Source organism: Bradyrhizobium sp. SBR1B (assembly GCF_014198205.1).
GTDB lineage: Bacteria > Pseudomonadota > Alphaproteobacteria > Rhizobiales > Xanthobacteraceae > Bradyrhizobium.
Genome location: NZ_JACIHC010000037.1, coordinates 1 through 24,123 on the forward strand (window position 1 = coordinate 1; position 24,123 = coordinate 24,123).

Sequence of the window (24,123 nt, forward strand, 5' to 3'; positions counted from 1 at the left end):
GCCGGCTACAACTTCGGCCTGCTCCTGCGATGGCTCGCAGAGCTCTTGCGTGCCATCATCCGAGCATCCTTCGACACCGTCCCAGCACCAAATATGGCTTGAGCCCAGCACTGCGACGGTTCTTCACGAGCGACGTCTTAGAATGAGCCCAGTGCTACCTTCACGGGAGCCGGTGGGGCTACCGCCGCCGACCGTCCTTCCCCAGCTCGTGTTGCCATTCGTCAGTATGGTGCCGCCAATACCGACCGTGTTGAACTGGTTAGTCTGACAATCCTAGGCGGAGCAGCCCTTGACGTACAGCAACGTGCGGTCAAACGCGTATCCGACGCGCCCGGTCAGAGCGCCAAGAGCGTCGATCTGGCTGCCGCAGTTGAAGCCGGCAATCTGCGGGTTCGGGAGGCACCAAAACAGGTGTTGGTGCCTCGGATGTTGGCCCAGTAGCCCGAAGCCTCAAGACCCAGGACCCAAGAGCCGGTCTGGTAGTTGATGCCGATCTGACCGCCGAACAGGGCACTAGCCAGGTCAGCGTAGTCGCCCGACGCCGGTGTCGGGAACGGATCCGCATAGTGGCTTCGGCCCTTGCCAGCGCCGGTCGTGCCGCCGAGATAGACCCCGGTCCAGTTCGTGGGCATCACTGGTGGGGCTGGTTGTCGATCCCGTTTGCCGTGCCCTGGGCGGTGTCGAGTTCGGCGAACTTGTAGGAGGCCTGCAGGAAGCCTGCCATAGCGCTCCGAATAGAACTTCGTTAGCTGCCAAGGCTGGCGGTCTGTACGGTCGTGCTATTGGGTGAAAGCGGTACGCTGCCACGGCGGTGCTAAAGACGGGCGACTTGCCGCCAGCGCCTCGCTGGCCGAGCGCGGATCGTCCGGCCGTGTCGGCCAGCGGCAGCGGCGCATCCGCAAGCACCTGGTGCAGCCGCGCGTCCGGATGTGCTGGGTCCAGCGGCAGATACGCCGCGCCCGCCTTGAGGATCGGCAGCAGGCCCACGCTGCGCGCAACGCAGATCGCCACCGGCTGGTCCGGCGTCACCCTGAGGGCGATCAGATGATGCGCCAGGCGGTTGGCCGCGCATTGAACAGCCATAGCTGACGCGCTCCTCCGCGCAGACTACCGCCACCGCCTCCGGCGCACCTCCGCCTCGAACAGCATCATGGATGCACCGTCCCGACGAATAGGCCGCAGCCGTCCGGCTCAGATCCTACAACAAATGCGCCCGCTCGGCGACTGACAGCAGCTCAATCCGCCTAACCGGCTGCTCGGCATCGGCAACAATAGCAAGCGAATTTTGCAAATGCATCCAATCACCAAACTGAACCCTTAGACTTGGGTCGCGACGATCGTGAACGGTCCTTTGCATCTCAAGCAATGGATGTGCGAAATATTGTTCAACGAGCGTTTCCTTGTGACACAACGCGCCTCCCGCTTCTCAAAACGCCTAACCGGTCTCAAATCATCTGACGACGGACAGGACGAACACTTCCAGTTATCACTCGGGCAAGAACCAGACAATATTAAGTCGTGTCATCTCCGAGACATCGATGTCCGAAGCTCGACTGTAGGTCGGGACACCCTGCGAGGCTCTGGGTCATCACGGTTAGAGTTTAAGCGCCCTGCAGTTGATGCTGCAAGCGGCGTGATCTGAGACCAGAAAACGGGACCATTTTTGGCGAGAGTTTGCGCTGCCTTGATCCGGCGCTTGGCGTTCTGTGGCGCAATTGCAGGTCCAACTTGCGGTAGATGCGCCGCGTCTTTTTCTGAGCATACCCGCGGCTCACCGTCGAGTCGACCATCGCTTTGATGGAAGCAAAGACTGCTGCCGCTAAAAGGAGCGGAAAGACAATTTGACGCGCGTCCACTCGCTCCGCGAGGCGGCTCAGAAACAGCTGCAGGATGCCGTCACCACTGCGATCGAGCAGCTCCGCGCTGCGATACGCGCGATGGCCGAAGCCAAGATTAAGCGCGAAATTTCTGAACCAACAACTCCGGGCGATCAGCAGGTCCACAGCTTCGAAGTCGCAATCATGGACATGCCCGGCGTGCCGCGGAAAGAACTTTCCCGAGTGCCCGAGCTACACTGGCTGCAGCCTGGTCGGCGCTATGACTCCGAGTCTGCGGCCAAGATCAAAGTCAACCCGAACGGCTCCCCCTATATCTCGCATGATGATCAAACGACGATCATCACCAGCCGGCGCTATTTCGATCGCGTCGCTTACAGCGATTGGATCGGTCGTAGTGGTGTGTCGGTCGCTTGCATCCGTGCTCGCCTTCCGGCTTGAAGGTTGCTCCTGCTGGTTGAACTCCGATGCGCTGTGGGAAGATCTTTCGCCAGTGAATTCGCTGGGTCCTTGTGGGCGCTCGACTTGACCAGAGGCAGACCTTCAAATCCGTGCACCAGACACGAGCGTGGGCGCCATGCACTATGAGCAATGAGCTATTGATCGGCATCCGTGAGTGCGGCAGGGAAATCGGTGCCGCTCACAGCACCTTGAGCCGACAAGTCTCTCGCAACCAGGTTCGGTCGCACGGGGGTAAAGTCGAGGCGGGCGCAACAGGGCCCGGGTAATGATAGACAGGGCCAGCTGCCAACTATTGAGTTCGGCCGGATACTCGAGCTGGAGGGTTGGCGACAGAGCGATGGGAATACGTCGGCTCAGTCATGGCATTGACGGGCGTTGAAATCGCAATGTCGCAACTCGGTGCTCGCCCTGGACATCCTTGAGCAAGAGCTGGAGCGCCGCCGGGACGCCGGGGTCACCTCTGCGAGGGACAAACGCCATGGTCAAGGTTAAGAGGGATCATTGCGCAAACCAAGCGCCTCAGTTCTCGCGTGACGGATAGCTCGCAATCTTGCGAGTGAGCTGCCAAAGCTCGACCCTATTGGTCTCGGCTAATTGCTTTGCTCGCTGCATAGCCGTCTCCTCATCAGCGCAAATCAGTCTTGCGGAGTGCACAATATTCCCGTCGGGCCCGAACAAGTAGACCATGAACCCCGCGCTCGATGGTCTTCCAGTCATGCGCCGTCTGCAAGTATGAAGGTTATTGGTTTGTCCGATGACGCTGCGTGCCTGTCTTTGGTGGAGATCGTAGCCTCTCACGCTTATCTGCTCGCGACCACCGGCCGGTGTATTGCCAGGTTGCAAGTTCCTGCATGGACCTCGCCCGGATCCTATTTTCCGCCGCTTGCGCTCAACGATAGCTATAATTAATTCTTCGGTGGCCATCAGAGCCAGGTCCATTTTTTCCTCGACAATGGCCAACGCATCTCGACCAATACTGTCGAGGTGATTCAGGGTCATCTTTTTGAAACGATGGGCTAGGCGCTCCTCGGCATCGTCGCGCGCATAATCTACAATAGTATCCAGATGGGCGACGATTTCAGCCCGTTGCTCGGTCGGCTTTGGACCCCCAAGCAACGTTACTGCTCGAATAAAGGACTCCTCTATAGGGGTCATACCAGGTTTCCTTTGTTGCTGGATTGGAAGCGCACTAGTTCGCGCCGGTGCTGCAGATTCAGCGTGTCCCGACATGAAAAGGCAACTCCTCAGAAGAAGGAGTTGATGGTGCGAAATTTGAAAGCAACATGCATTGGCATTGATCGGTATGCGGCTGGGGCGAGGCAATGCCGCTATCATGGCACTGGATCGGTTTCACTCATGGCAGTTAGGTGTTTCTGCCGGCGGTTTCCAGCCCAGTGTCTTTCTCGGTCGGGCATTCAGGACCGCTGCTACAGCGGATATCTCTTCGGCGCTGTGGATGTTCAGGTCTGTGCCTTTCGGGAAGTACCGCCGCAGCAAGCTGTTGGTGTTCTCATTAGTGCCGCGTTGCCAAGGGCTTTGAGGATCGCAGAAGTAAGACTTGGATACCCGCATCGATCTTGAGACGGTCGTGCTGAGCCATTCGGCTCTTTGATCCCAAGTCGGCTTGCGACGTAGCTCTTCGGGCAAAGTGATGATGGTGCGTGATGATGGTGCGCGAGATCGCGTCACGCACGGCTTCGGCCCGTGTCCCGCAAGCGCAGGTCCGTTCTTCTTGCGCGGCTTCGCCATGCCGGGTAATTGGGAGAGTTGCAATAGCATTGTGATGCGCGTGGGGCATTCGACCACGTGCCGATCGCCAGCTGCCAAGACCGAGGATGAGGTCTCCGTCCCAATGTCCCGGCACGATAGGCGCGCAGCGGGGCTCTCCCGGATCATGGTCTCCGGCGAGACAAAGCCCTTGCCCCGCCTGGTACGCGCCACCTGGGCGCGCGCAACACACGTCCGGTTCGCAAGCGGCCGTCAGTTTGCTACGTAGTACACCGCGGCTCGGAACGAAGAGAGCCTGATGGACGGCTTCGTGGCTGATGCGCATCGTCTTGTCGTCCGGGAGGCGTCCTACCGTCAGCTTCTTCCGCCGTGGAGGCTGGCGGCGTTGAAGTTAGCGGTGCGTGGTAAGAACAGCGCCTTTATTCGCATGGGGCGCCGAGTCACGTGCCCGCTAACTTCTACCCTGGATGATCCAAGCAGGCGTTGATCACCAAGGGCTGGCCCCTCAGGAGCGTAAGTCAACGCACGCGCTGCCGTTGGCTGTTGTCCGGTATGCCTAGGTTTGATGGGTCTCCGGCCGAAGGCCAAGAGCATGTCCCATTCGCCAAGTCTTCGGCCCCTGAGGCTGGCGAAGCATAGCGCCCCAATGTCTGACGCCAAACGTGACAGCAAAATCCTTCGCAGTCGGAGCGATATGAGCGACCCCTAGGTGAGTTTTGTAAAAACCACTCCGCCATCTGCGGCGTCCAATAGAACGTGCTGTGTTTCAAGTCTGAATGTAACGACCGCGCTGAGCAAGCTCGCACTCCTTGTATTCTCGTCCCTACCAATTTTGATAGGTGCCGCGGTTACTTCTCGACGATACTACTTGGTAGCACCTTTGAGAGTTTGAGCCTCTCGGGAGCAACGGTGGCTAGCCCGTCTGCAGGGCACGGGCTGGCCACCATCGCTTGCGATTCCACCTTACAGGGTAGCACAGGCCAGCGGATGCACACATTCGAGCGGCACATCACCTCATTGCGGTCGCAAACGCTCGCGTTACTTGCAGCCAATCAGGCCCGTGCGAACGATCAGTCTTTGAGCCAAGCAGATCGCGAAGTCGCGACGTTTAATGCCGCGGAGGCTCACGCGGTGCTAGGCATACTCGACAACTTGAAACCCAGCCTTCGGCCGGAAGAGGCAGGGAAGATCGCTGCGCGCATACGTGAGCTTCTAAAGTGGAAGGATTGAATGCCAAGTAGGTAGGATGGCTGAGGCGCGGACCACTCCTGGTAGTTGTGCCGCTGACTTTCCGGAACAATACAACCACTGCCACTTGTGCTGCTCGCGAAGGCTGGCTGCGTTGAAGTTAGCGGCGCGTGGTAGGGACAGCGCCTTTTGTATGCGCGGGCCCCGAGTCACGTGCCGCTAACTTCTACCATGGATGATCAGAGCGGGTGGTGTTCACCATAGGTTATGCCGATGACCGGGTTCAATACTTCGTCGTGCGCCATAAGGGGCAACGGGCTGTTTCGCTCAAGGATGTGTACTCCGGCCCATATGCCACGGAGCAAGAGGCCGTCGGTGGTGCAGTGGAAAGCGCCCACAAGCAGGGGCAGGCAGGAAACGACGCGCAGGTTACGCAGCATCGGTTCTAGCACAAGAGCTGCTCGCGATGCACGGCATTGCCCCCCACCGCGGCGGGATTTTCGTCCACGCGGCTTGCGACCATCGACTATTGGGCGGCTGTTCCTCACGTTGGCTCGCCCTCCTGAATATCCTCCGTGATTTCCTGTCGCAGTTTCGGCCCTTGACTGAGCCGTCGCCCGAGCACCGCAACGAAATTATCCCATCGCGCGCCCCCTTGCGCCCTCGCCGCCTTTGCAGCCGGTTCTGGGAGTGGCGGTGTCGTCGTGAGCCAGAAGCGAACGAACAAGGCCAGCGTCTCGACCGAGATCCCAACATCGCGTTCGAGCCGCGCGATACGGCGATCGACTTGATCGAGTCGCTTGGCGATGGCGGCCTCCCGCCGCTCGTCGGCGTCCGGCGACAGGAAGGACGCGATCGCTGCCTCTGCGATGAGCGACATCGACTGCTCGCGCCGGGCGGCATAGGCTGACAGCGTCTTCATGACATCAGGATCGAGATAGACCGACATCTGGGCTTTCTTGTTTGGCGCGGTCATGCCTGCCTCACAGTCCGAGATCGTCGCCGGGATCGAGAGCTGCCTGGCGTGCGACGCCCTGCATCATGTCGTTAAGGCGTCCGATCCGCGGAGCATCTTCCTCGAGTTCGTCGGCAAATTCCGAGGCGAAGTCGTTATCGATGGGTTCTCTCCTCTCCACGGGGTCACGAGCCAGTTCCGGCTGCTGCCGGCGGTCAGCCGTCTTCGGGTCCTCTGTGTCGCATTCATCGTCCGCCGAGGCCGCTGCCGCTGTCGGGCGCGGCGGCAGTGGCCGTGAACTCCAGTCGTCCGGCCGGCTGCAATTGGGTTTGGTCAGCACTGGCGGTGCGAGGATGCGCTCCTGGAACCGTCGGTCCTCGTAATAACGCGCCTTCTTGGCGCGGATCGGATGGAGGCCCGACATCATGACGATCTCATCTGACGGCGGCAGCTGCATCATCTCGCCGGGCGTGAGCAGCGGACGGGCGGTCTCCGACCGCGACACCATGAGGTGACCGAGCCAAGGTGCCAGCCTGCTGCCAGCATAGTTCTTCATTGCCTTCATCTCGGTCGCCATGCCCAATGCGTCGGACACCCGCTTCGCCGTCCTTTCGTCGTTGGTCGCGAAGCTGACCCGGACATGGCAGTTGTCGAGAATCGAGTTGTTTGGCCCGTAAGCCTTCTCGATCTGGTTCAGTGACTGGGCGATCAGAAAGCTCTTGATGCCGTAGCCGGCCATGAAGGCGAGCGCCGATTCAAAGAAGTCGAGCCGGCCGAGCGCGGGGAATTCGTCGAGCATCAGGAGGAGCCGCCGCCGGCCGGCCTTGGCCTGGAGATCCTCCGTCAGGCGGCGGCCGATCTGGTTGAGGATCAGCCGGATCAGCGGCTTGGTGCGATTGATGTCCGATGGCGGCACGACGAGGTACAGCGTGGTCGCCCGCTCTGCGCCGACGATGTCGGTGATCCGCCAATCGCAACGCCGCGTCACCTCCGCTACGACCGGGTCGCGGTAGAGGCCCAGGAACGACATCGCGGTGCTGAGAACACCGGAGCGCTCGTTGCCTGACTTGTTCAAGAGCTCGCGCGCAGCTGAGGCGACGACCGGATGGACACCGGTCTCGCCGAGATGCGCGGTGCGCATCATCGCGGCAAGTGTCGATTCGATCGGCCGCCTGGGATCGGACAGGAAGGCTGCGACGCCGGCGAGCGTCTTGTCCTCCTCGGCATAGAGGACGTGGAGGATTGCGCCCACCAGGAGCGCGTGACTTGTCTTCTCCCAGTGGTTCCGCTTCTCGAGACTGCCTTCCGGGTCGACCAGGATGTCGGCGATATTCTGGACGTCGCGCACCTCCCACTCGCCGTGGCGCACTTCCAGCAACGGGTTGTAGGCTGACGATTTCGCATTGGTGGGATCGAATAGAAGGACGCGGCCGTGCCGCGCCCGGAAGCCGGCGGTGAGCTGCCAGTTCTCGCCCTTGATGTCGTGGACGATCGCAGATCCCGGCCAGGTCAGCAGCGACGGGATGACGAGGCCGACGCCCTTGCCGCTCCGGGTCGGCGCAAAGCACAGGACATGCTCTGGTCCATCATGGCGGAGATAGGCGCGGTCGAACCGGCCGAGCACGACGCCGTCCGGCCCGAGCAGACCAGCCTGCCCGATCTCCTTCGCCTCTGCCCATCGTGCCGAGCCATAGGTCTCGGCATTCTTGGCTTCGCGGGCGCGCCAGACCGACATGCCGATTGCCACGCCCGCAGCGATGATGCCGCCCGATGCCGCGATGTAGGCGCCCTCGATGAAGATATGTGGCGCATAAGCATCATAGGCGTACCACCACCAGAGGAAAGCGGGGGGAAGGTAGACTGGAAAGTGGAACAGCTCGAACCAGGGCTGCCCCAGTTGCGCTTGGAAGCCGAGTCGCCAGGCCGTCCATTCCGTCGCGGTCCAGAACGTCAGCAGGACGATCACCAGGACAGTGATGACCTGCCCCCAGAGTATTTTGGTCGCGGACATGGCGGCCGCCCTTTCCTGACGTCGGTGATAGGAGGAATCGTTCACAGGCCGAGCCCCCGGTTGCGTCCGAAACCCCAATCGACTCCACCGTCAGCGCGGGCAACGCCGGAGACCTGTCGCCCAAGCTGCTTTTCGAGTGAGGGCGTCCAGGGCACGAGTTGAAAGCCGAGACCGTCGTCGATCATCGCGAAGCGGCCGGAGGCGAGCACGAAGCGCTGTCGATAGGTCCCAGTGACATACTCGCCCGCGGCTGACGAGTTGAACGGCTGACCCGTCTCGGCCGCAAGCCGCTCTCCGAGAGCCTCCAACTCCCGGCGGCGCAGCGTACCGATGATATTCTTTGCGAACACCAGCCCACGCTGCTGACGCTCGGCCAACCCTTGCTCGAGGAGCTGCTCTGCACGCCGTTCCATGGCTTGTCGAACCTCGGCGCCGAACCCAGTTTGACCCAGTGCCACCGGATCGCGCGCGACCGCCTGCCGGTCGAGCCACGTCGCGCCACTTGCCGTCACCTGCGCTTCGATCGAGAGATCAGAACGAACGGCCAGCGCCACGCGGCGCTGTCCTCGTGCGTCGTCGAACTTGCGGAGTTCGACGATCGACCCCGGTGCGCTGTCGCCGGCGGCGTCGAGATCGGGGAACTTGATATGGTGAGTACGGCCATCGACGCCGTCGACCACGGCATAGGCGGTCGCCTTGAGTTCGTCATCCAGACCGCGATCGACGAGGCGTCCGATGACGGGGGCGTCCAGGCTTTCGCCTGACAGCACGTAGCTCGCGGTCCCGCGCTCGATGCCGCGTTCGGTGAGGCTGCGGTGGATGCGTTTGATGATGTCGCCGCGCTCGCCGAGCTCGCGCAAGGTCGTCTCCGCAGCCTCATCCATGACCCATTGGCCTGGCCCGACGTGGTGCGCAAGGCCAAGACTCTCCAGGCGCCGCAGCCGGCCGATTTTCAGCGCATGGAACTGATCGGGCTGCTGCGATGGATCGGGCGCAAGGTCGATCACGCCGTGGCGACCTCCGTCGCGAACAAGCTGGCGGTCGAGCTGTGTCCAGCGCTGGGCTTCGACCTGGCTCTCGAGCGAGCGGTGAATGTCGAGATCGGAGCGCAGTCCGAGCTCCTGTGTGACCAGGTCCTGCGCGCGAGCACGCATCCCCTGCTTGATGTAGTCACGGGAGATCACGAGATCCTGGCCGTCCTCAGCAACGCCGCGCACGATGATGTGGACGTGAGGGTGCTCGGTATTCCAGTGATCGACGGCGACCGAATCGAGCCTGGTCCCGAGATCCCTCTCCATTTGGCCGACCAGTTCGCGCGCGAAGCCTTTGAGGTCGGCCATATCGGCCGCGTCTTCCGGCGAGACGATAAACCGGAAATGGTGCCGGTCATTCTGGCAGCGCTCACCGAACGCCTTCGCATCGGCATCGTCGGTGTCGGGGCCGAACAGCCGGGCCTTCTCCCCGTCCCGGGTGACGCCCTCGCGCCGGAGATAGCCGAGATGCGCGGCGAGCGGCGCCGAACGCGCCTTATGACGGACGACCCGGGTCTTGACCGTCACCAGACGCGAGCGGCCGGTGAGCAGACGGTTCGCCCGTTCGCTGGCAACCCGGCCGCGGCCGAAGCGCGAATGACGATGGCTGGCGAGATGGCCTGCTCGCGAAATGCCGCCCCCGGCGCGCTGCGCGGCGGCAAGCGCCTGGGTGATGAAGGGCTTGGCCCGCTGGCTCCGCGAGGAGCGGATGCGGCCGGGCCGAGGCTGAAATTCCTTCTCCTCAGCCATGGCCAGCCTCGGCAATGTGCGAAATGCAGAATCCTTGCAATGAGTTAATGGCGGAGCGCACATTGCGTGCCGAAGCCACACATTGCCGGATGAGCAAAAAAGCAGAGCAACAACAACCGACCGACCGAGCCGCACATTGCGGCCTTTTATCTCGCCCTCGTTCGGTCGTTGTCGTGGTCTCCCGGTCGCTGGTTCCCAGGGCCCAGCTTCCAAGCCAACAGACTCTCGGTACTCGCGGCGATTTGCGACAAAATGCAGTTCGGGTCGTTGCGGTCAATCCTTCGATAGCGCCTGCCCGAACACGCCGGCTTGTGGCCGTTTCATTGCGAAATAGCCACGGCGGCTTGTCAGTTGACTTGCGAAGCCGCCACCGTTTGCGAGCGAAGCGAGCGCTTGCGATAGCGATCGTCACCCGAAGGGCCGAGACACCCGTAGGGTGGCTCGGTGAGGAGCGAAGCGACGAGTAGAGCGCGGGCCGAAGGCATCGCCCGTATTCCATCAGCACGATATTTTCGCACTCCTCCGCGAACTCTTGCCGCGTAAACAAGGGTCCTTCATTAGCAAGCGTAAAAGTCTTAGCGTCATCATCGGGTTGCAGTGCTTCGAAAGCAAATCGAATGTCCGTCACGGGGCGCCCGCGAACCTGGAAACTTACGACTGATCTCCTGAGTTGCCCGATGTGCAGCTGCCGGACGCTTACGGCCGTTGCTTGCGCGTCTTCTTTCCCTGCTCGTTCCCTCCCGCAGCTCTGCTGCCGACGCATACCTGAGCGCGCATGCGCTGTTAAGCCGCCATCGCGCGACCAGTGACCAGATATCGGCAGCATGGCTGCTCGTTGACGTGCATCGGTCTAAGCCTTCATGTTGGCGACGCGGTGCAGTCATTGCGATCGTCCTGTTGGCCTGAGCGCGACGAACAGGCCTTCCGACTGCGGAGCGATTGCGGAGAGATCATGTACGGGAACGAGAGCCGGCCTATCGTGGGCCGGTCGATCGACTGTCACTCGCGCGGCAGATGACGGCCCGTCAACGTGGTCGAAAAACAGCGGCGCCCGCGCCCAGGATGACGGAGAAGATGCCGCGAGGAGAAGAGGTCCTGGTGCCCCCTCCGCATCGACAAAAGGGACGATGGCCGCGACATAGGCGACGGTCTCCGCCGGCAGCGGACGATGTCGATCGCGAAAATCCTCGTAGCGGCCAGGGCCTGCATTGTAGGCCGCAAGGAAGCCCGGCGAGCCGTAGCGGTCGTGCAGTTCGCGAAGGAAGGCGGCACCCGCGAGGATGTTGTCACGGGGATCGAAGGGATCGCGCCCGAGACCATGGCGCGCACGCATGTCTGCCCAAGTCTTGGGCATGAGTTGCATCAGGCCGAGCGCGCCCTTGGGTGACACGGCACGCCGATCGCCGTTGCTCTCGATGCGCATAACGGCGCGAATCCATGCTGCCGGAATGCCAAAGCGCTGCGCGGCCTCCGTCACGAAAGTAACATAGCGATCGTTCGCCGGTTGACCGCGCGCCGGCGCTTTCTCTGCTGACACTGCCGGCATTGACCCGCCAATCACCAGCAGGCCGGTAAGGAGGAGAACGGCAAGGCCCGCCGCGGCTCCGCCATCACGACAAGGCGTCGTGCCGCTTGCCGACGGTGCGTGCGGACCGCCGGTTTGACCACCGCTGTGCGCGGCGGCTGGCCGACGGTTGCGCGGACCGGAGGGATGAGACGGCTTTGCCGCAAGCAAAGGGATGAAGCTTCGATGCGCCTTATCGGCGGCACGCGTGACGGGACCCTGCATGCAATCAATCCCGCTCGGCCCGCTGAGGTAGATGATTCCAGCTGAGCGTCCAGGCCGATTTGTCGTCGCCCGACTGGAAGAGATTCGCGCGGATCGGCCGCGACAGCGCCGGATCGTCGATGATGAGCGAAACGTAGTCGCCGGCCTTCTCTCCAGTGCGTTTCCAGCCAGCGCCGATCTCCGGGCCGTCGGCATCGCCTAGGCGGATGCGGTAGTCCGGCGCGTTCTCGGCATCCGAGGATTCGGCTGGGACGAGGGTGAGAATCCGCTCGAAGAAAAGCGTTTCAACGCGTCCGGTGAAGCCGGACTTTTCGCGGGTGAACTGGCCGATTTGTGCCATGGGAAACCTCCTTGCTTGGCGGGTTGAGAAGCGGGCTACTGGGTCGCGGCGCGCCAGACGAAGCGGCCATCGGCGGCTTCATCCGTCCAAAGCGGGATCGCACGCGCGACGATCGAACTGATAGGCAGCAAGCCGAAATAGCGGCCGTCCAGACTGTCAGGGACGGTCGGATTCATGAGGAAGACCTCGTCAGACCGGAGCGTCGAGCATCCGCTCCAACGCGGCAGCTGACGGCCGAGATGGTCGCGATCGCGTGCGGCGCCGACGTCGACAGAATCGACCGTGAGGGTATCGCCGGACCGGCACACGGTCTGCCCGGGCAGCGCCATGACGTGCTTCAGCAACGGCACAGCCTTCGGAAGGAAGCCTCCGTCGGCGAGTGCATTCGCGATCGGCTCTGGGAGCCGCACAACAACGAGTTCCAAGACGCGCAGTTGTCCGACCGGATGCAGCGTGTAGAAGCCCGTTGGCGTACTCGCGGTGGCGTTCCAGATCAGCCGCGGCGCGGGATGAACGAACACCAAGCCACAGCCAGCAAACGCCGCAATGTAGGTCAACATGAGATAGCCGAAGCGAGTCATGGCATGACGCTCCGGCGCTTGAGCCAGGCGACATGCTGCTCGCGCGTGTAGGCACGCGGCACGTGGTCGGCGGCGAGACGGTTGTGGAGATGTCGCCAGTATTCGGGCGCAGCGTCGGCTGGATCGATGGCGAGCGCCTCGATGGCGTCGATCGCCTGCAACACGCGCTCGACCTTCGGCCAGCTATCGACGCGCAGCAGGATCTCGCCGCCGGGCCGAACGAACGGCAGTGTCTGATAGCGCTGGCCCGCCTCCACGGTGCGCACGATGTCCATGCGCGACACCACGGTGCCATAGTCGTTCGAGGCCCAGCGGACGAAGCCGAAGATGCTGCCGGGTGCAAAACTTGAAACGCTGCGGCGGCGGTCGAGGATCTTTTCTTCCGTGCGACGGCCGAAGCGCAACCAGTGCTCAATCCGCTTCTCGATCCAGGTCAGCTCGACATGGGTGAATACAACGTCGCGCCGGTGCGAAGGCGGCACGGCACGTGGCGGCAAGGCCTCATTATCGTTCATGACGGCTCTCCGGTATCTGTGGGGAACTCTCGCGCCAGCAACTCGCGCAGCATGTCGGCGACGGTGACGCCGCGCTGGAAGGCGGCCACCTTGATGCGGCCGCGCAGCGCCGGCGTGACGTCAATGGTCAGAGGGGCGGTGAATGCGGCCGCGTCATCCTTGCTGCGTTGAGGTGTGTCGCTGGCCTTGATCCAGCTTTCGGCATCGCCGGGACGCGAGGCGAAGCCGCGCCTGGTGGGGTGCTCGCTCATGGCGCGAATCTCGCGACTTCAGCGGCGAGAGCTGTGATCTCGCGGGCGGCGGCGTTCTGCTCGGCGAACTCGAAGACGAGCCGACCCGACTGCGCAGCGTCAGCGAAGACGACGCGTTGGCCGATGGTGCTGGCGAGCACCGGCGGGTCGTGATCGGCAAGAACCTCAGCCGTCTCGCGTGCGATGATCGTCCGCGCGCCGCAACGGTTGAGCACAAAGCGAGCGGCAAGCTGCGGACGATAAATGCGGGCCTCACGCAGCAGATCGAGCATCTCGGCCGATGCCCAGCCGTCGAACGGCGAGGGTTGCACCGGGATCAGCACCAGGTCGGCCGCCAGCAGCGCCGAACGCATCAATCCAGCGACACGCGGCGGTCCGTCAATGACGACGTGATCGGCCGTGCGCGCGATCTCCGGCGCTTCGCGGTGGAGCGTGTCGCGCGCAAGGCCAACGACGCCGAATAGCCGTGCGACGTTCTCCCGCGCGCGCTGCTGCGACCAGTCCAATGCCGAGCCCTGGGGGTCAGCATCGATCAGCGTCACGCTCCTTCCGCGTAGCGCCCATTCGCCGGCGAGGTGCAAGGCGAGCGTGGTCTTGCCGACGCCGCCCTTCTGGTTGAGCACCGCGACAATCATCGCTTGCCTCCCGACTTGCGGTCGAGGAGCGGCAAGGATCGTTGGCTTTGATGCTTGGTTGGCGGATCAGCGCTCGTGTCCGCGTTATCCGCAGGACGCACGGACCCACTACAACAGTTAGATTCTAAGTTAGACTCTAAGTTAGGGCGTGAGATCGTCGTTTCCGCCCAAAGCGTTAGCTGTGGTTTGCACGCCCGAAATCCCGATACGGTTACGCCCGAAGTCCCGATAGCGCGAACGCCCGAAGTCCCGAGATGATTCACAGCACCATCCACAGATGCTGTGAATGACTTGACGGGCAAGATGCGCAGGAGTTCGCTGCGTTCGAAGCTCAGGCGGTAACCTGGCAGCGGTTGACGGGCCGCAATGCGGCGGAGGTCAAAGGCGAAGTCAGCGGGCTTGGCGAGGCTGCCGGATTTCTCGTGGAGGTGTGCGATCTCAAACAACCACCCTCTCGGCTGGCGGCCGGCATGCTTGCGCGCGACGCGGTAGAGCCAACGCTCGATCCCGCCGGTCAGGCTGAAGTAGGCCGGGTCAATGGTAAGAACGAGCGAGCGATCGATGACACCGCGATAGAACCAATCGGGGAGGACAAATTCCATGCCCTCCACGCGGCCGTCGCGTCGCGCGCATTCTTCCCATTCGTTGATCCAGGAGAACTGGTGGCGCCGCCAATGCTCGTCCTGCCGAATGCTGGTGCGGATGACGGTCGCCTGCAGACGGGCCAGTGCGCCCTTCAACAGCTTGTACTCCCGCGCCCCGGTCTGTCGGCCGACCGCGATCAGAAGCTGATAGGGTGTGAAGCGCAGGAAGCGCGAGGTCTTTAGACCAAGGTTCTCAGCCTCGACGATCTGGCTCGCCGCCCAAATCAGCACGTCGGCATCCCAAATGGTCGCCATACCGTGCTCGGGGACTGCATAGACTTCGACACGCATGTCGCCGGCCTGATAAAGGATCGGGCGCGTGCGTTTGGCTTTGGCGAGCGAGAAGAATGGCCGTTCCATCAGGTCGCGCTGATCGCGCGGGCTGGCATCGCCCGTGGCGATAACAAACGGATCGAGCTTGCTTCGCTCGCTGGACGTGATGAGGCGGCGCGACGACATGGGCGAGCGTTGCCTTTAGCGGTGCGCGTTGCCGGCGGCGCGGGCCTCGACGTAGCGCGGGTCCGACGTCGAGCTGCAAGCGGCCTGATCGGCCCAGGCTTCGAGATCGCCGATAGAATAGACGACGCGGCCGCCGAGTTTGCGGAAGGTCGGACCGTTGCCATGGCAGCGATATTTCTCAAGTGTACGCGGCGAGAGGCCAAGGAGGCGCGCGGCCTCGGGCGTGCGCACGTAGCGCGTCGTGAGCTGCGCGGTTCGGTCGAGCATGGGCGATCTCCGTCTTGCCTTGAAGCGCCGCAGCCAAGTCGCGGCTTGTCAGGGCCAGAGTGGCGGAGAGTGTTGGCGTTGGGGGTGGACGAAAATTCGCGTGCGATTGTGTCCCCCCACAGTCGCAACCTGGCGAAGCCACGTGCAGCAGCGAGGCGCGGGTTAACACACGAGGGCGTGGCTTGGAGGAATCGAGGCGCCTGTCAGAGGCCGCGCAGGAGTTTCAGATAACCGCGCTCGACCAGGGCTATCGAATCATGAATGAGGCGGTTCGCCTTGCGGCGGGCGTGCGAATCCTTCCACTCGACCGAGCGACGCCGGGCGTGGTCCGAGGCGAGCACCTTCGCCGCCACGTCTCGCGGACCGCCGCCGAGGTCGTGGACGTCGAAGGCGTGAAGAAGCTGAATCAATCGCCGTTTCTGGAAGGCCGTCAGCCGCAAGGCCACCGGCAGAAGACCGGTACGGTGGCCAGCAAGGCAGCGCGCGAGGTGTAGCGCCACCTCGGCCCGCAGCTCGCCCATGCTGTCGAGCGGCACAAGCACGGCAGGGTGGCGCAGCGCCTGCTCGTCACGCAACCGGACGTGCAGCTCACCCGACCCGTCCGCAATGGCCAGAGCGCGACCGTCAGCATCGGACAGCTCGACGAGCGACCGCCCCAACGCAACGCGATCAATCGAACGGAGGGTATCGAAGCCCGGCGGCGCCGTCTCCAGGATCAAGGTCCCCGGTGATGCCACAGGAAGCCAGATGGCTGGCTCGGGCCCTACCGGAGAGACTGGATCATGGGCGACACCGCAACCTCCATCGACGTGCGAAACTCATTCGGATGGTGTCGGGATCAGCGCCCTCGCGCGCGATCTGGCGCTCAATTCGGGCGAAGTCGCGGCGATAGTCGGCGTTGCGGCGAAGGAATTCCAAGGCAAATCCGGGACGCTCAAGGCGGTTCAGGCGTTCGATGGTCTCCGGCGAGCGCCAGTACTGGGTTGGCATGGTCGGTCTTCTCGTCTTTGTGCCCCACGCCACGATCCAAAAAGGCGGCACGGGAGACTAGACCCTGAGGTTGCATCACATGAGATCGCAATTTGCATGATTGGGCCCAGCTCACTGCATCCGCGGTTGCAACAATTGCTGATATCCGGATTGCACCATCCATCGCGCACGGGCGAGATGGCTGTCATGGACGGTTTTGGCGCGATCCGGTTCCAGAACAGGGTCGAGGCCGAAGATCACGTGGACCACCTCACGCCAATCGGCCCCCTCTTCTTCGGCCATCAACAACCGGACGTAGATTGCAAGATGTTTTTCGTCGTAGGCGTTTAAGCGATCGGTTTTTGGCGGCCTGTCCCGAAAAGACGTTTCGCTCATTGCAATCAAGCCCTCAGCATTGAAGCAACGTCTCAATTGGTTGGCGACCCGAAACGTTGCAAGCCTTGAAATGGAGCTGCGGTTATACCCCGCGATGCGCGGACTGCATCACGTTGCTCCCCGCCAGAGGCAAACAAGGCCTTTAGCAGAGCCATGAATAGCACGACGCCGCACGAATCGGAACGATCGTTCCTGGAACGATCGTTCCGATATGAGTTCCCTTGTCGCCATGGATCTCAAGGAGGTCATGGCGATCAATCTGCGTCGGATACGTCATGTGAAGAAATTGACGCAGGAAGAGTTGGCCGATGGCGCCGGACTAAGCGTCCGTTACGTCGGCGCAATTGAACGCGCAGACGTGTCGGCCAGCGTGACCGTGCTCGGCCGAATCGCGGAGGCCCTAGGTGTCGAGGCAACAGACTTGATCAAACGAACGGCGGTTCATCCTCATCGCGCCCGATGAGGGAGCGAATTTGTGCTCCATCGCAGCCTTCATGCGCTATAAATCAACGGAGCATTGATTCACGCAAAAGTTGATAGGCGACCTTACATAAATCTGGTCTCTCTCCAGAGACGCATATCTGTCCAGGGGCGGAACGGCATGCTGGGCGAGATGGAGTGGGCTTTATGACCCTGTATGAGCACTTGCCAGCCGACATCCGCGAAGTCGTGGACGCTTACGTCGGGGACCTCAGGCCCCAACCTTGGCGAACTCGCTTCCGCTTGCTGATTGATCTCCTTCAAGAGAAATTGGAGACTGGGACCGCCGCTGAGCACTGGCGTCTGCTTCAGCAATGGACCGGCATAGTGACGGCGATCTTGGAACACTTGCCGCCTGACAGTTCGGTCGTCGAATGTTTGGGGTTGATGAGCGTCAGCTTCAACGACCAATGGCGCGCTCAGGCGCTCGCACAGATCGAGCGGGATCCTACGGTGCTGGATCGCCTCGTCGCGATCTGTCCCGACTGGGGAGACATTGTTGAAACCGTGGTAGAGACCAATCAAAGACGGCCGATCAAATCGGCACGCGGCCGCTGATCGGCATCGGTCACGCCGTCCCGTTTATGCCGTCACGGCACACGAGGTGCCTTCGCGGCTCTTGACCGCTGCAATGCCTCGCCCGGACCAGCCGGGCGAGGCATTGTGCGTCGGGTTAGTCGCCGTTGCGACGGCTGGGGCGGGACCAGATCAAGCTGAAGCCCTCGCCATCCTCGTCGTCGAAGAGGTTGGCGAAGATCGGAGCGGTGAAGCTCGGATCGTCGAGCTTGAGGCTCAGATAGTCGCGACCCTCGTTGGAGCGCTTGGACCAGCCGGCCCCGATCTCGACGCGGCCGACATAGATCCGGTGGCTCGGTGCGTTCTCGCCGGAGCGGTTGGTTTCGGGGACGATACGGACGTTCCTGGCCTGGAGCGAGAGAGTGACGATTTCGCCGGTGAACTCGTTGTTGCCGGTCTTCTTGAAGGTGCCGATGGTCGCCATGGTGGTTCTCCTTTGATCTCTGTTTTCCGAGCCCGCACCTTGCGGCCTCGATGGTGATCGACAGGCCGGAGGCGATCGACGGCGCACCCCGAAGAGCCTGACAGCGAAGGAGCAGCTTTCTTGGCTCCCGCGAGGAATGACGGCGCAGCCGGCAGGGGAAGAAAGTTGTGACGCCGCTGTTGCGCCTTAGGCGGTCGAGGCGTCAGCCGTCCTTCGGGCAGATCAATCCATCGAAGAGGCCGTTGGTGCGCTCGGCCTACAGAACTGACGTCAAGGAGAACGTGGCGAGTTCGACCGTACCGAGAGGCCGGCAAGTAAGTTCGATGGTGACACCACGCCCTCTCCCTTCAGCAACGGACGGATTTGGCGTCGTGATTACGCGTCAGCCGCGCGGCCCGTTCACATTTATAGTCGGCCGTATCCTTGAGATGCGACCGCTTGGTCCATGCCTCCATGATCATCGTGACGAAGCCGAGGCGCAAGCTCGACGATCCGAGCTTCAACGGCCATCCCGCTCTCGTTCGAATTTCGACGATGAGGACCGCGAGCATTGCGGATATCTGGTCCAGTCCCGCCCGTCGACGCGACGCCTTCAGAGGGCGCTACCATGCCCAGCAGGTCCGGGCGCGGCCATTCCCTTGAAGCGAACAAACGCCGTGATGCTGACGGCAACGGCGCCGACGACGGCAAATATCGCCTTGCCAGATCGGTGAAGGCATCGCCATCATGGCGATTCCGTGCGTGGCGCTATAGCCGGCGAGGGTCGCGGGCGCGATGTAGAGAAGGATGGATCAGGAGCCGAAGCCAAGCCCATGGCGCGAGAGCGAGCGCAAGTTGGGCGACGCCGAAGGTCGCACTGCCCGCCACCGGGCCCGTTGCTATGCTGCCAAGCATGCCGGCGCCGGTGTGGAAGGCCCAGATGCCGATCGTCACGCCAACGAAGACCGGGAGTGCGAAGCAAGCATGAACACCAGCCAAGAGAATAAGCCGATGGCCGAAGATGACGAGTAGGGATCCTAAGATGATCATGCCGGTGGGCTCCGTCAGACAAACGTCTGACGGTCGCACCTTCCACCATCACCACCACGGCGGCGAGCGTGCGTATAGCGGCAAACAGGCGCTGTCAACAAAATGCCGTTCGCATCGAAAGAAGATGAGACGTTGGCAACTCAATCCAACTTGAAAGCTCTTCGAGCCGCATCGACAATCTGGACGCAGCCATGATCCGCGTTCCTGCACAACCCCTCAGGTGCATTGGCGACTCGGAGACCTAAGCGCGCGATTCAACTGCCCGCAGCAGATCAGTACGCAAAAAACAAATCGTATCGCTCCGGCGAAGGCCGCCTTGCGCGGAGGGATGGAGATTGAAGACATAGGCGTATAATTGGGCATATGGACACGGACATTGCAATCCGCACCGTGACGATCGACGACGGACTGGCTATGTTTCATGCGGGGGCAATAACGGCGATGTAGAATCCAGAAGCCGAAAGTGGGAGACGCTTGCCAAGGCACAGCGACTGTTCGATGACCTTGGTGCTGTCTATCTGGTGAAGTGTTTGCTCTTCCATCGCGAGCCTCCCCATCGGCATCCGATCCACTCCCTCCAAAAGCCGAAAGAAGGTGACCTATCAAAGCCAGGCCGCTTCATCCCGGGCGATTTCATTTCGGAATCGTGAGCGATTTCGAGCGGAATCAGCATTCCGGCAGGCTGTTGTCGTCGCGAGCCGCCTTCGCCCAGGCAAAGTCTTCCCGGAGAAATCCATGCACTGGCTCACGTCGGTTGAAGAACGTGCCGGATCCCGCAAAGTCTAGCGGGCCTGAAGTCAAGGCCACTTGACTACCGCGGTCCGGCCAATCGACTTGTTTCTCAGCCAGCTTGCCAACAGGATTTGAAGAGCGCGCATCTCGAACTGCGGACCGGCCGATTTGCAAAGCGGAGGCGATGTCGTCTTCGTCCTGATACGCAGCTCACCACAGACGATCCGCCAGGTCGCCAAGAGCCGGTCCCGCCAGCTCTACCAGCCGAAGCCCCGCATGGGACGCGCCGAGTTGCCGGGCGCGTCCCTCAGCCCGCTGCGTTCAGCCGCTCAGACGGATTTGCAGTGCCTGCCGATCGACGACGAGTTTTGAGGTTCAGGTCTGGCTGCGGACTTGCCGCCAATCGACTGACCAGCGCCCGGGTGCCATCAATCACGAAGACGCCGCAGTCATAGTTATTCCTCTGCTGGCTTATGGGAGCGTCTTGCAGGTTGTGCGACAACGTACGGACTCGGCAACAGCATTCTGTTGTCCAGTACGTCGAGCAGGAAATCCGCCACCGACTGCGGCGTGGACGGCAGATCGACGAAAGACTCAAGACCGCGGTAGATGTCTGACGACCGAGCTGGCGCGCCTGACTGGCCGGCGAAGAGCGGCGGTCTGGCGGCGGCCCTGAACGCCGGGGCAGACTGGGCATCGTCACGCGCATCTTGCGGATGTCGACGACAGATCAACTAGAGAGTCAAGACCCCGGTAGATGTCTGATGACCGTGCTGGTGCGCGCTCCGGCGCCGACCTCTCACTCGGGTCGAAGTCGGACGGCGCCCCCCGGCGACCATGAGTTCGCCTCCGCAAGCTGCGGCTCGCGACTTGATTGCCTTGGGAAGGCGACACCCAGCGCCCTGTTTGCCTCGACGACTTGCATATACTGCGCAAGCCTCTTGAAGCCAATGCCAACATCCCATTGGCTTTCGTGAACTCCTGGTAATCTGTGTCCAACGACCGTCGCTGATACCAATCGCCGTTGATCCGGCTCGCGAAGCTCTCCCTGCCCGTTGCTCGAAGCCAATCACTGAACTTTCGTTGCGCTGAAGCCTGATTGCGGATGGTCTTGGGAGCGGGCCCGGATCCAAGCTTGCTCTGCTCGTCCTCCACCAAGCCATCGATGATGTTGGCGTCGTCGTCATAAGGATGCAGCCCGTGTCGGTGCTCGCCGCCCGGGTTCTGTCGAAGCTTGTTGATATCCTGAGGCGCCAATTGCGCTATTCAGAGCCGCAGAAGCAGATCGACCCTGAAGACTTCGAAACCGGCACAGGAAGTGAAGGCGCGATCGGGACAATCGTACGGCTGGAGCAATTCAAGGAAATCGCTCTCGCGCGGATTCAGCAGGCAGAGCCGCCTAGCACCCTGTTCTCCGCGCCCGCTCTGAAGAAGCAAATGCTGGTTGCCTTCCTTCAGAGGTTGGTTGGCCTTGCGAGCCGGCTCGGTAGCTTCGAGATCAAGTTCACCACTCGCCACTGGAAAGGTGCCGAAGAGGTCGAGCTATTGAGGCATTCTGACTTGCCGAAAGTTACGGCTGAGCGGGAGGTGGACGTTGAGGAACGAGATCCGAGGACTGGCGATGGTTTAGCAACGCATCAAAGGTTTAAGCTCTCTCACTACCAGCTCGACGCGAGCCTCTTCGATCTACCCCGAAATGCCATCGCGTTTTGCGCGAAATCCTCGCCCGTGAAGGATATCACCCCCTATTACCTGCGGACCCGAACGGAGCAGAATAATCCAGTCGGCGGATTTCACCACATCGTGCTGATCGAAAGCGACTATCTGGATCAGCGCGTGAACGAGCAGCGCGACGACTTCGACAACATCCCTGACGAGATACCTAGTGGAGACATGTTTTCAGCCGAAAAGCTGTCTTACGCAGCGATTCACGAGGCGATTGATCCGATCATCGAGGAGATGGTCGTCCCTGCGGATTGGGACAAGGACGACGTTCTGAAGCAAGTCAATGACCAGTTTGGTGTCAGCGAGGCGATGCTCCAGGATACCTCGACACGCATCGTTTATGGCGAAGCGGCCCAGTCGGTCGCTGAGCGCGTTCTAAAAAAATATCAAGAAAGAATCATTGATGAGACCGCGGAGATCTTCAAACTCAAAGAGGAAATTATAAAGGCCGAGCCGGATTCGGAGCAGTTTCGCGCTAAGATCAACGAGCTTTCGTGGAAATATACGTCATCCCTCAAAGCATTTGACATGGCGAACCTATCGCAATTGATAGTCCGCCGTGCCGCAATCGTACAGATTCTTGATCTTGCGTGTCGTAAGCAGCTCGCGGGACAGGCCGTCGCGGATGGCGGCCGCCGGAAGGACGAGAAGATCATCCACAGCATCTTCTTCCCGATGCGCAAAGACAGCACTGAGGTCGCTGACCACGACATCTGGCTTCTGAGTGAGGAATACCATTATTTCGATTACATCGCCTCAGACGTCCCGCTATCAAGCATCCGCTGGAATGACAGCGAAAGTGTTTTCGAAACTGACATCGACCAGGAGTTTCAAAAGCTGCTTGCCAAGCGGGCAGACGACAATGGCGGAAAGCGGCCAGACATTGCTCTCTTCAGCAAAGAGGGTTCAGCCATCATTGTCGAGTTCAAGGCCCCGGGAGTGTCGATGGACGAGCATGTCGGAGATCTCTCAGAGTACGCTCATTTGCTCGCGGCCAAGTCAGGAGGCCGGCTAAGGAAGTTTTATGGATATCTTATCGGCGATACTGTCAATCCACTGCGTCTAAGCGGAACTTGGACTCCGTTTTCAGTCGGCCAGGGATGGTTTCAATCGAGCGCCCTCTTGGACCCTCGCACTCGGCAGCCGTTGGGTGAGACCTATTTTGAGTTGCTTCATTTTGGTGACGTCATTGAGCGAGCAAGGAAGCGGATCGGCGTATACCAGGACAAGCTCAAGCTGAATCTACATCGGGACAATCATTGAAGCCGCGTTGAGCGTGGGGCAACGAGCGCTAGGCTCACCGGAGGCAGGGGAGCGCGCCATGTGGCCTTCCCAGGCGTAGTGCGCGACCAGAATCCGCTTCCGGCCTCAGGACAGTACCCACAGCCTTCGCTACATCATTTACCTGCGGCCGAGAGGCGCAAGTATTTTTGCTACGCCCTGTCACGCCATCTTGCGACTATCAACGACGGTCGACGCGCCAACTCGTCGCGATTTGACGAGAGCTATGCGTGGTCATCGAGAATATCGTTTTCTTCTGTCATTCTGGGTGTCAACGTCTCGACTGTCTCGACCGTGACGTCTCGTGCGGCGGAGTGATGGAGAAGACGAATGACAGACGCGAAATTCCTTACCCCGGAGGAGGTGTCCGCACGATATCGTAACGAGGTCACTGTTGGCACGCTGCGGAATTGGCGCGCGATGCGAATCGGGCCTGCATATATCAAGATCGGGAAGGCCGTCTTATACCCAGTGAGCGAGCTTGACGCTTGGGATCGCAAGAATCTTGTGATTTGTAGTGCGTCGAAAGGACTGGACGTGAATTAGATAGGGATAAACACCAGAATTCCACAGGCGAACAATGTGCGCTACATCCTTCATGCCGCTGCACTCACCAACCGCGCTCAGTTTTCCACGCTCGACGGTGGGATTCGTTCCCAGTGGCGAATGTCGTGCCAATCATTGCAGACGATTTCGACACTCAGAAGCACTGTGGTGCCGATTGTTTTCTTCGATAGTCCCACATCTCGTGGCCGTTAAGTCCCCCACCGGGGAGCCCCACAAATGACACGGGCGAAGCAAGCTTCTTGATGAGTTCTCGACGGAGCCTGTCCCACCGCTCTTTCCCGAGTCGCTCAGCACAAATTTGACTCCCAGAGTGACTTCGGAGTCATTTCAACGCTCACCCTTCAGCGGGGCATGCTCAGGTGCTTTTGCGCGTCGCGCGTCTATCAAGTTCATTTCAAGAGCCTGTGAACTAGGGTCTGTTTGGATTCATCTTGAGTTTATCACGGCGGCGGTCAGGTTGATCATTGCTTCGAAGCTCAGATCGGTTTTGTCGGCGCGCATTG

At 61.2% G+C, this 24,123-nt stretch carries 25 protein-coding genes and 1 pseudogene; 6 read left to right on the plus strand and 20 right to left on the minus strand.

Going from position 1 to position 24,123, the window contains the following annotated elements:
• Positions 1-951: 951 nt before the first annotated feature.
• A pseudogene (locus tag GGD61_RS38480) lies at positions 952-1,083 on the minus strand (hypothetical protein); the annotation flags it as partial.
• Between the two features lie 758 nt (positions 1,084-1,841).
• On the opposite strand from GGD61_RS38480, the gene GGD61_RS38485 reads away from it, so the two are divergent.
• A complete protein-coding gene (locus GGD61_RS38485) occupies positions 1,842-2,276 on the plus strand; it encodes a hypothetical protein (protein WP_183232339.1) in 435 nt (144 codons plus the stop codon).
• A gap of 540 nt (positions 2,277-2,816) precedes the next feature.
• Here GGD61_RS38485 and GGD61_RS41015 read toward each other — a convergent pair.
• From GGD61_RS41015 to GGD61_RS38560, 16 genes are all read right to left on the minus strand, one after another.
• The gene (locus GGD61_RS41015; protein WP_246786179.1) at positions 2,817-3,452 is read right to left on the minus strand and encodes a hypothetical protein; all 636 of its coding nucleotides are present in this window, start codon (positions 3,450-3,452) and stop codon (positions 2,817-2,819) included.
• Positions 3,453-3,647: 195 nt separating this feature from the next.
• On the minus strand, positions 3,648-4,193 hold the full coding sequence (locus tag GGD61_RS41780) for an IS30 family transposase (RefSeq protein ID WP_409362497.1): 546 nt from the start codon (positions 4,191-4,193) through the stop codon (positions 3,648-3,650).
• A gap of 1,564 nt (positions 4,194-5,757) precedes the next feature.
• Positions 5,758-6,189 carry a ribbon-helix-helix protein, CopG family gene (locus GGD61_RS38500; RefSeq protein ID WP_183232341.1) on the minus strand — a complete coding sequence of 144 codons (432 nt, stop codon included), beginning with the start codon at positions 6,187-6,189 and terminating at the stop codon, positions 5,758-5,760.
• A gap of 7 nt (positions 6,190-6,196) precedes the next feature.
• Complete coding sequence (locus tag GGD61_RS38505) at positions 6,197-8,179, minus strand: conjugal transfer protein TraG (RefSeq protein ID WP_183232342.1); 1,983 nt, start codon at positions 8,177-8,179, stop codon at positions 6,197-6,199.
• 41 nt (positions 8,180-8,220) lie between these two features.
• Positions 8,221-9,960, minus strand: coding sequence for a VirD2 family relaxase/mobilization nuclease (locus GGD61_RS38510; protein ID WP_183232358.1), 1,740 nt, complete (start codon positions 9,958-9,960; stop codon positions 8,221-8,223).
• 880 nt (positions 9,961-10,840) lie between these two features.
• Positions 10,841-11,749, minus strand: a complete 909-nt coding sequence (locus tag GGD61_RS38515; protein WP_246786180.1) for a lytic transglycosylase domain-containing protein — start codon at positions 11,747-11,749, stop codon at positions 10,841-10,843.
• A 4-nt stretch (positions 11,750-11,753) separates the two neighbouring features.
• Positions 11,754-12,089 (minus strand): DUF736 domain-containing protein, encoded by a 336-nt coding sequence (locus GGD61_RS38520; protein WP_183232344.1) that lies wholly within the window; start codon positions 12,087-12,089, stop codon positions 11,754-11,756.
• 35 nt (positions 12,090-12,124) lie between these two features.
• Positions 12,125-12,670 carry a S26 family signal peptidase gene (locus GGD61_RS38525; protein WP_183232345.1) on the minus strand — a complete coding sequence of 182 codons (546 nt, stop codon included), beginning with the start codon at positions 12,668-12,670 and terminating at the stop codon, positions 12,125-12,127.
• Complete coding sequence (locus GGD61_RS38530; protein ID WP_183232346.1) at positions 12,667-13,185, minus strand: DUF2840 domain-containing protein; 519 nt, start codon at positions 13,183-13,185, stop codon at positions 12,667-12,669. Before GGD61_RS38530 ends, GGD61_RS38525 begins: the two co-directional genes overlap by 4 nt.
• Positions 13,182-13,436 carry a hypothetical protein gene (locus GGD61_RS38535; protein ID WP_183232347.1) on the minus strand — a complete coding sequence of 85 codons (255 nt, stop codon included), beginning with the start codon at positions 13,434-13,436 and terminating at the stop codon, positions 13,182-13,184. The genes GGD61_RS38530 and GGD61_RS38535 overlap by 4 nt, the downstream gene beginning before the upstream one ends.
• A complete protein-coding gene (parA, locus tag GGD61_RS38540; RefSeq protein ID WP_183232348.1) occupies positions 13,433-14,071 on the minus strand; it encodes a ParA family partition ATPase in 639 nt (212 codons plus the stop codon). The genes GGD61_RS38535 and parA overlap by 4 nt, the downstream gene beginning before the upstream one ends.
• Positions 14,068-15,174, minus strand: coding sequence for a replication initiator protein A (locus GGD61_RS38545; RefSeq protein WP_183232349.1), 1,107 nt, complete (start codon positions 15,172-15,174; stop codon positions 14,068-14,070). The genes parA and GGD61_RS38545 overlap by 4 nt, the downstream gene beginning before the upstream one ends.
• A gap of 15 nt (positions 15,175-15,189) precedes the next feature.
• Positions 15,190-15,441 carry an AlpA family transcriptional regulator gene (locus tag GGD61_RS38550; RefSeq protein WP_091878671.1) on the minus strand — a complete coding sequence of 84 codons (252 nt, stop codon included), beginning with the start codon at positions 15,439-15,441 and terminating at the stop codon, positions 15,190-15,192.
• A 203-nt stretch (positions 15,442-15,644) separates the two neighbouring features.
• Positions 15,645-16,160 carry a DUF2285 domain-containing protein gene (locus GGD61_RS38555; protein ID WP_183232350.1) on the minus strand — a complete coding sequence of 172 codons (516 nt, stop codon included), beginning with the start codon at positions 16,158-16,160 and terminating at the stop codon, positions 15,645-15,647.
• Positions 16,161-16,221: 61 nt separating this feature from the next.
• Complete coding sequence (locus GGD61_RS41020) at positions 16,222-16,431, minus strand: transcriptional regulator domain-containing protein (protein WP_091878676.1); 210 nt, start codon at positions 16,429-16,431, stop codon at positions 16,222-16,224.
• Positions 16,432-16,542: 111 nt separating this feature from the next.
• Positions 16,543-16,806, minus strand: coding sequence for a DNA -binding domain-containing protein (locus GGD61_RS38560; RefSeq protein WP_183232351.1), 264 nt, complete (start codon positions 16,804-16,806; stop codon positions 16,543-16,545).
• Between the two features lie 229 nt (positions 16,807-17,035).
• Between GGD61_RS38560 and GGD61_RS38565 the strand changes: the two genes are divergently transcribed.
• Entirely contained in the window at positions 17,036-17,269 is a 234-nt protein-coding gene (locus GGD61_RS38565; protein ID WP_183232352.1) for a helix-turn-helix domain-containing protein, read from the plus strand.
• Between the two features lie 164 nt (positions 17,270-17,433).
• Positions 17,434-17,844, plus strand: coding sequence for a hypothetical protein (locus GGD61_RS38570; protein ID WP_183232353.1), 411 nt, complete (start codon positions 17,434-17,436; stop codon positions 17,842-17,844).
• Between the two features lie 115 nt (positions 17,845-17,959).
• Here the strand turns inward: GGD61_RS38570 and GGD61_RS38575 are convergent, their stop codons facing one another.
• Together GGD61_RS38575 and GGD61_RS38580 are read right to left on the minus strand one after the other, a co-directional pair.
• Positions 17,960-18,286, minus strand: a complete 327-nt coding sequence (locus GGD61_RS38575) for a DUF736 domain-containing protein (protein WP_183232354.1) — start codon at positions 18,284-18,286, stop codon at positions 17,960-17,962.
• 347 nt (positions 18,287-18,633) lie between these two features.
• Complete coding sequence (locus GGD61_RS38580) at positions 18,634-18,837, minus strand: hypothetical protein (RefSeq protein WP_183232355.1); 204 nt, start codon at positions 18,835-18,837, stop codon at positions 18,634-18,636.
• Between the two features lie 235 nt (positions 18,838-19,072).
• Here GGD61_RS38580 and GGD61_RS41545 point away from each other — a divergent pair, with 235 nt between their 5' ends.
• Positions 19,073-19,297 carry a hypothetical protein gene (locus tag GGD61_RS41545; RefSeq protein WP_183232356.1) on the plus strand — a complete coding sequence of 75 codons (225 nt, stop codon included), beginning with the start codon at positions 19,073-19,075 and terminating at the stop codon, positions 19,295-19,297.
• A 437-nt stretch (positions 19,298-19,734) separates the two neighbouring features.
• On the opposite strand, the gene GGD61_RS41365 is transcribed toward GGD61_RS41545, so the two are convergent.
• A complete protein-coding gene (locus GGD61_RS41365; protein ID WP_283814590.1) occupies positions 19,735-19,857 on the minus strand; it encodes a hypothetical protein in 123 nt (40 codons plus the stop codon).
• 1,390 nt (positions 19,858-21,247) lie between these two features.
• On the opposite strand from GGD61_RS41365, the gene GGD61_RS38590 reads away from it, so the two are divergent.
• Positions 21,248-23,035 carry a hypothetical protein gene (locus tag GGD61_RS38590; protein ID WP_210311343.1) on the plus strand — a complete coding sequence of 596 codons (1,788 nt, stop codon included), beginning with the start codon at positions 21,248-21,250 and terminating at the stop codon, positions 23,033-23,035.
• A 348-nt stretch (positions 23,036-23,383) separates the two neighbouring features.
• On the plus strand, positions 23,384-23,599 hold the full coding sequence (locus GGD61_RS41030; protein WP_157343537.1) for an AlpA family transcriptional regulator: 216 nt from the start codon (positions 23,384-23,386) through the stop codon (positions 23,597-23,599).
• Positions 23,600-24,123 lie beyond the last annotated feature (524 nt).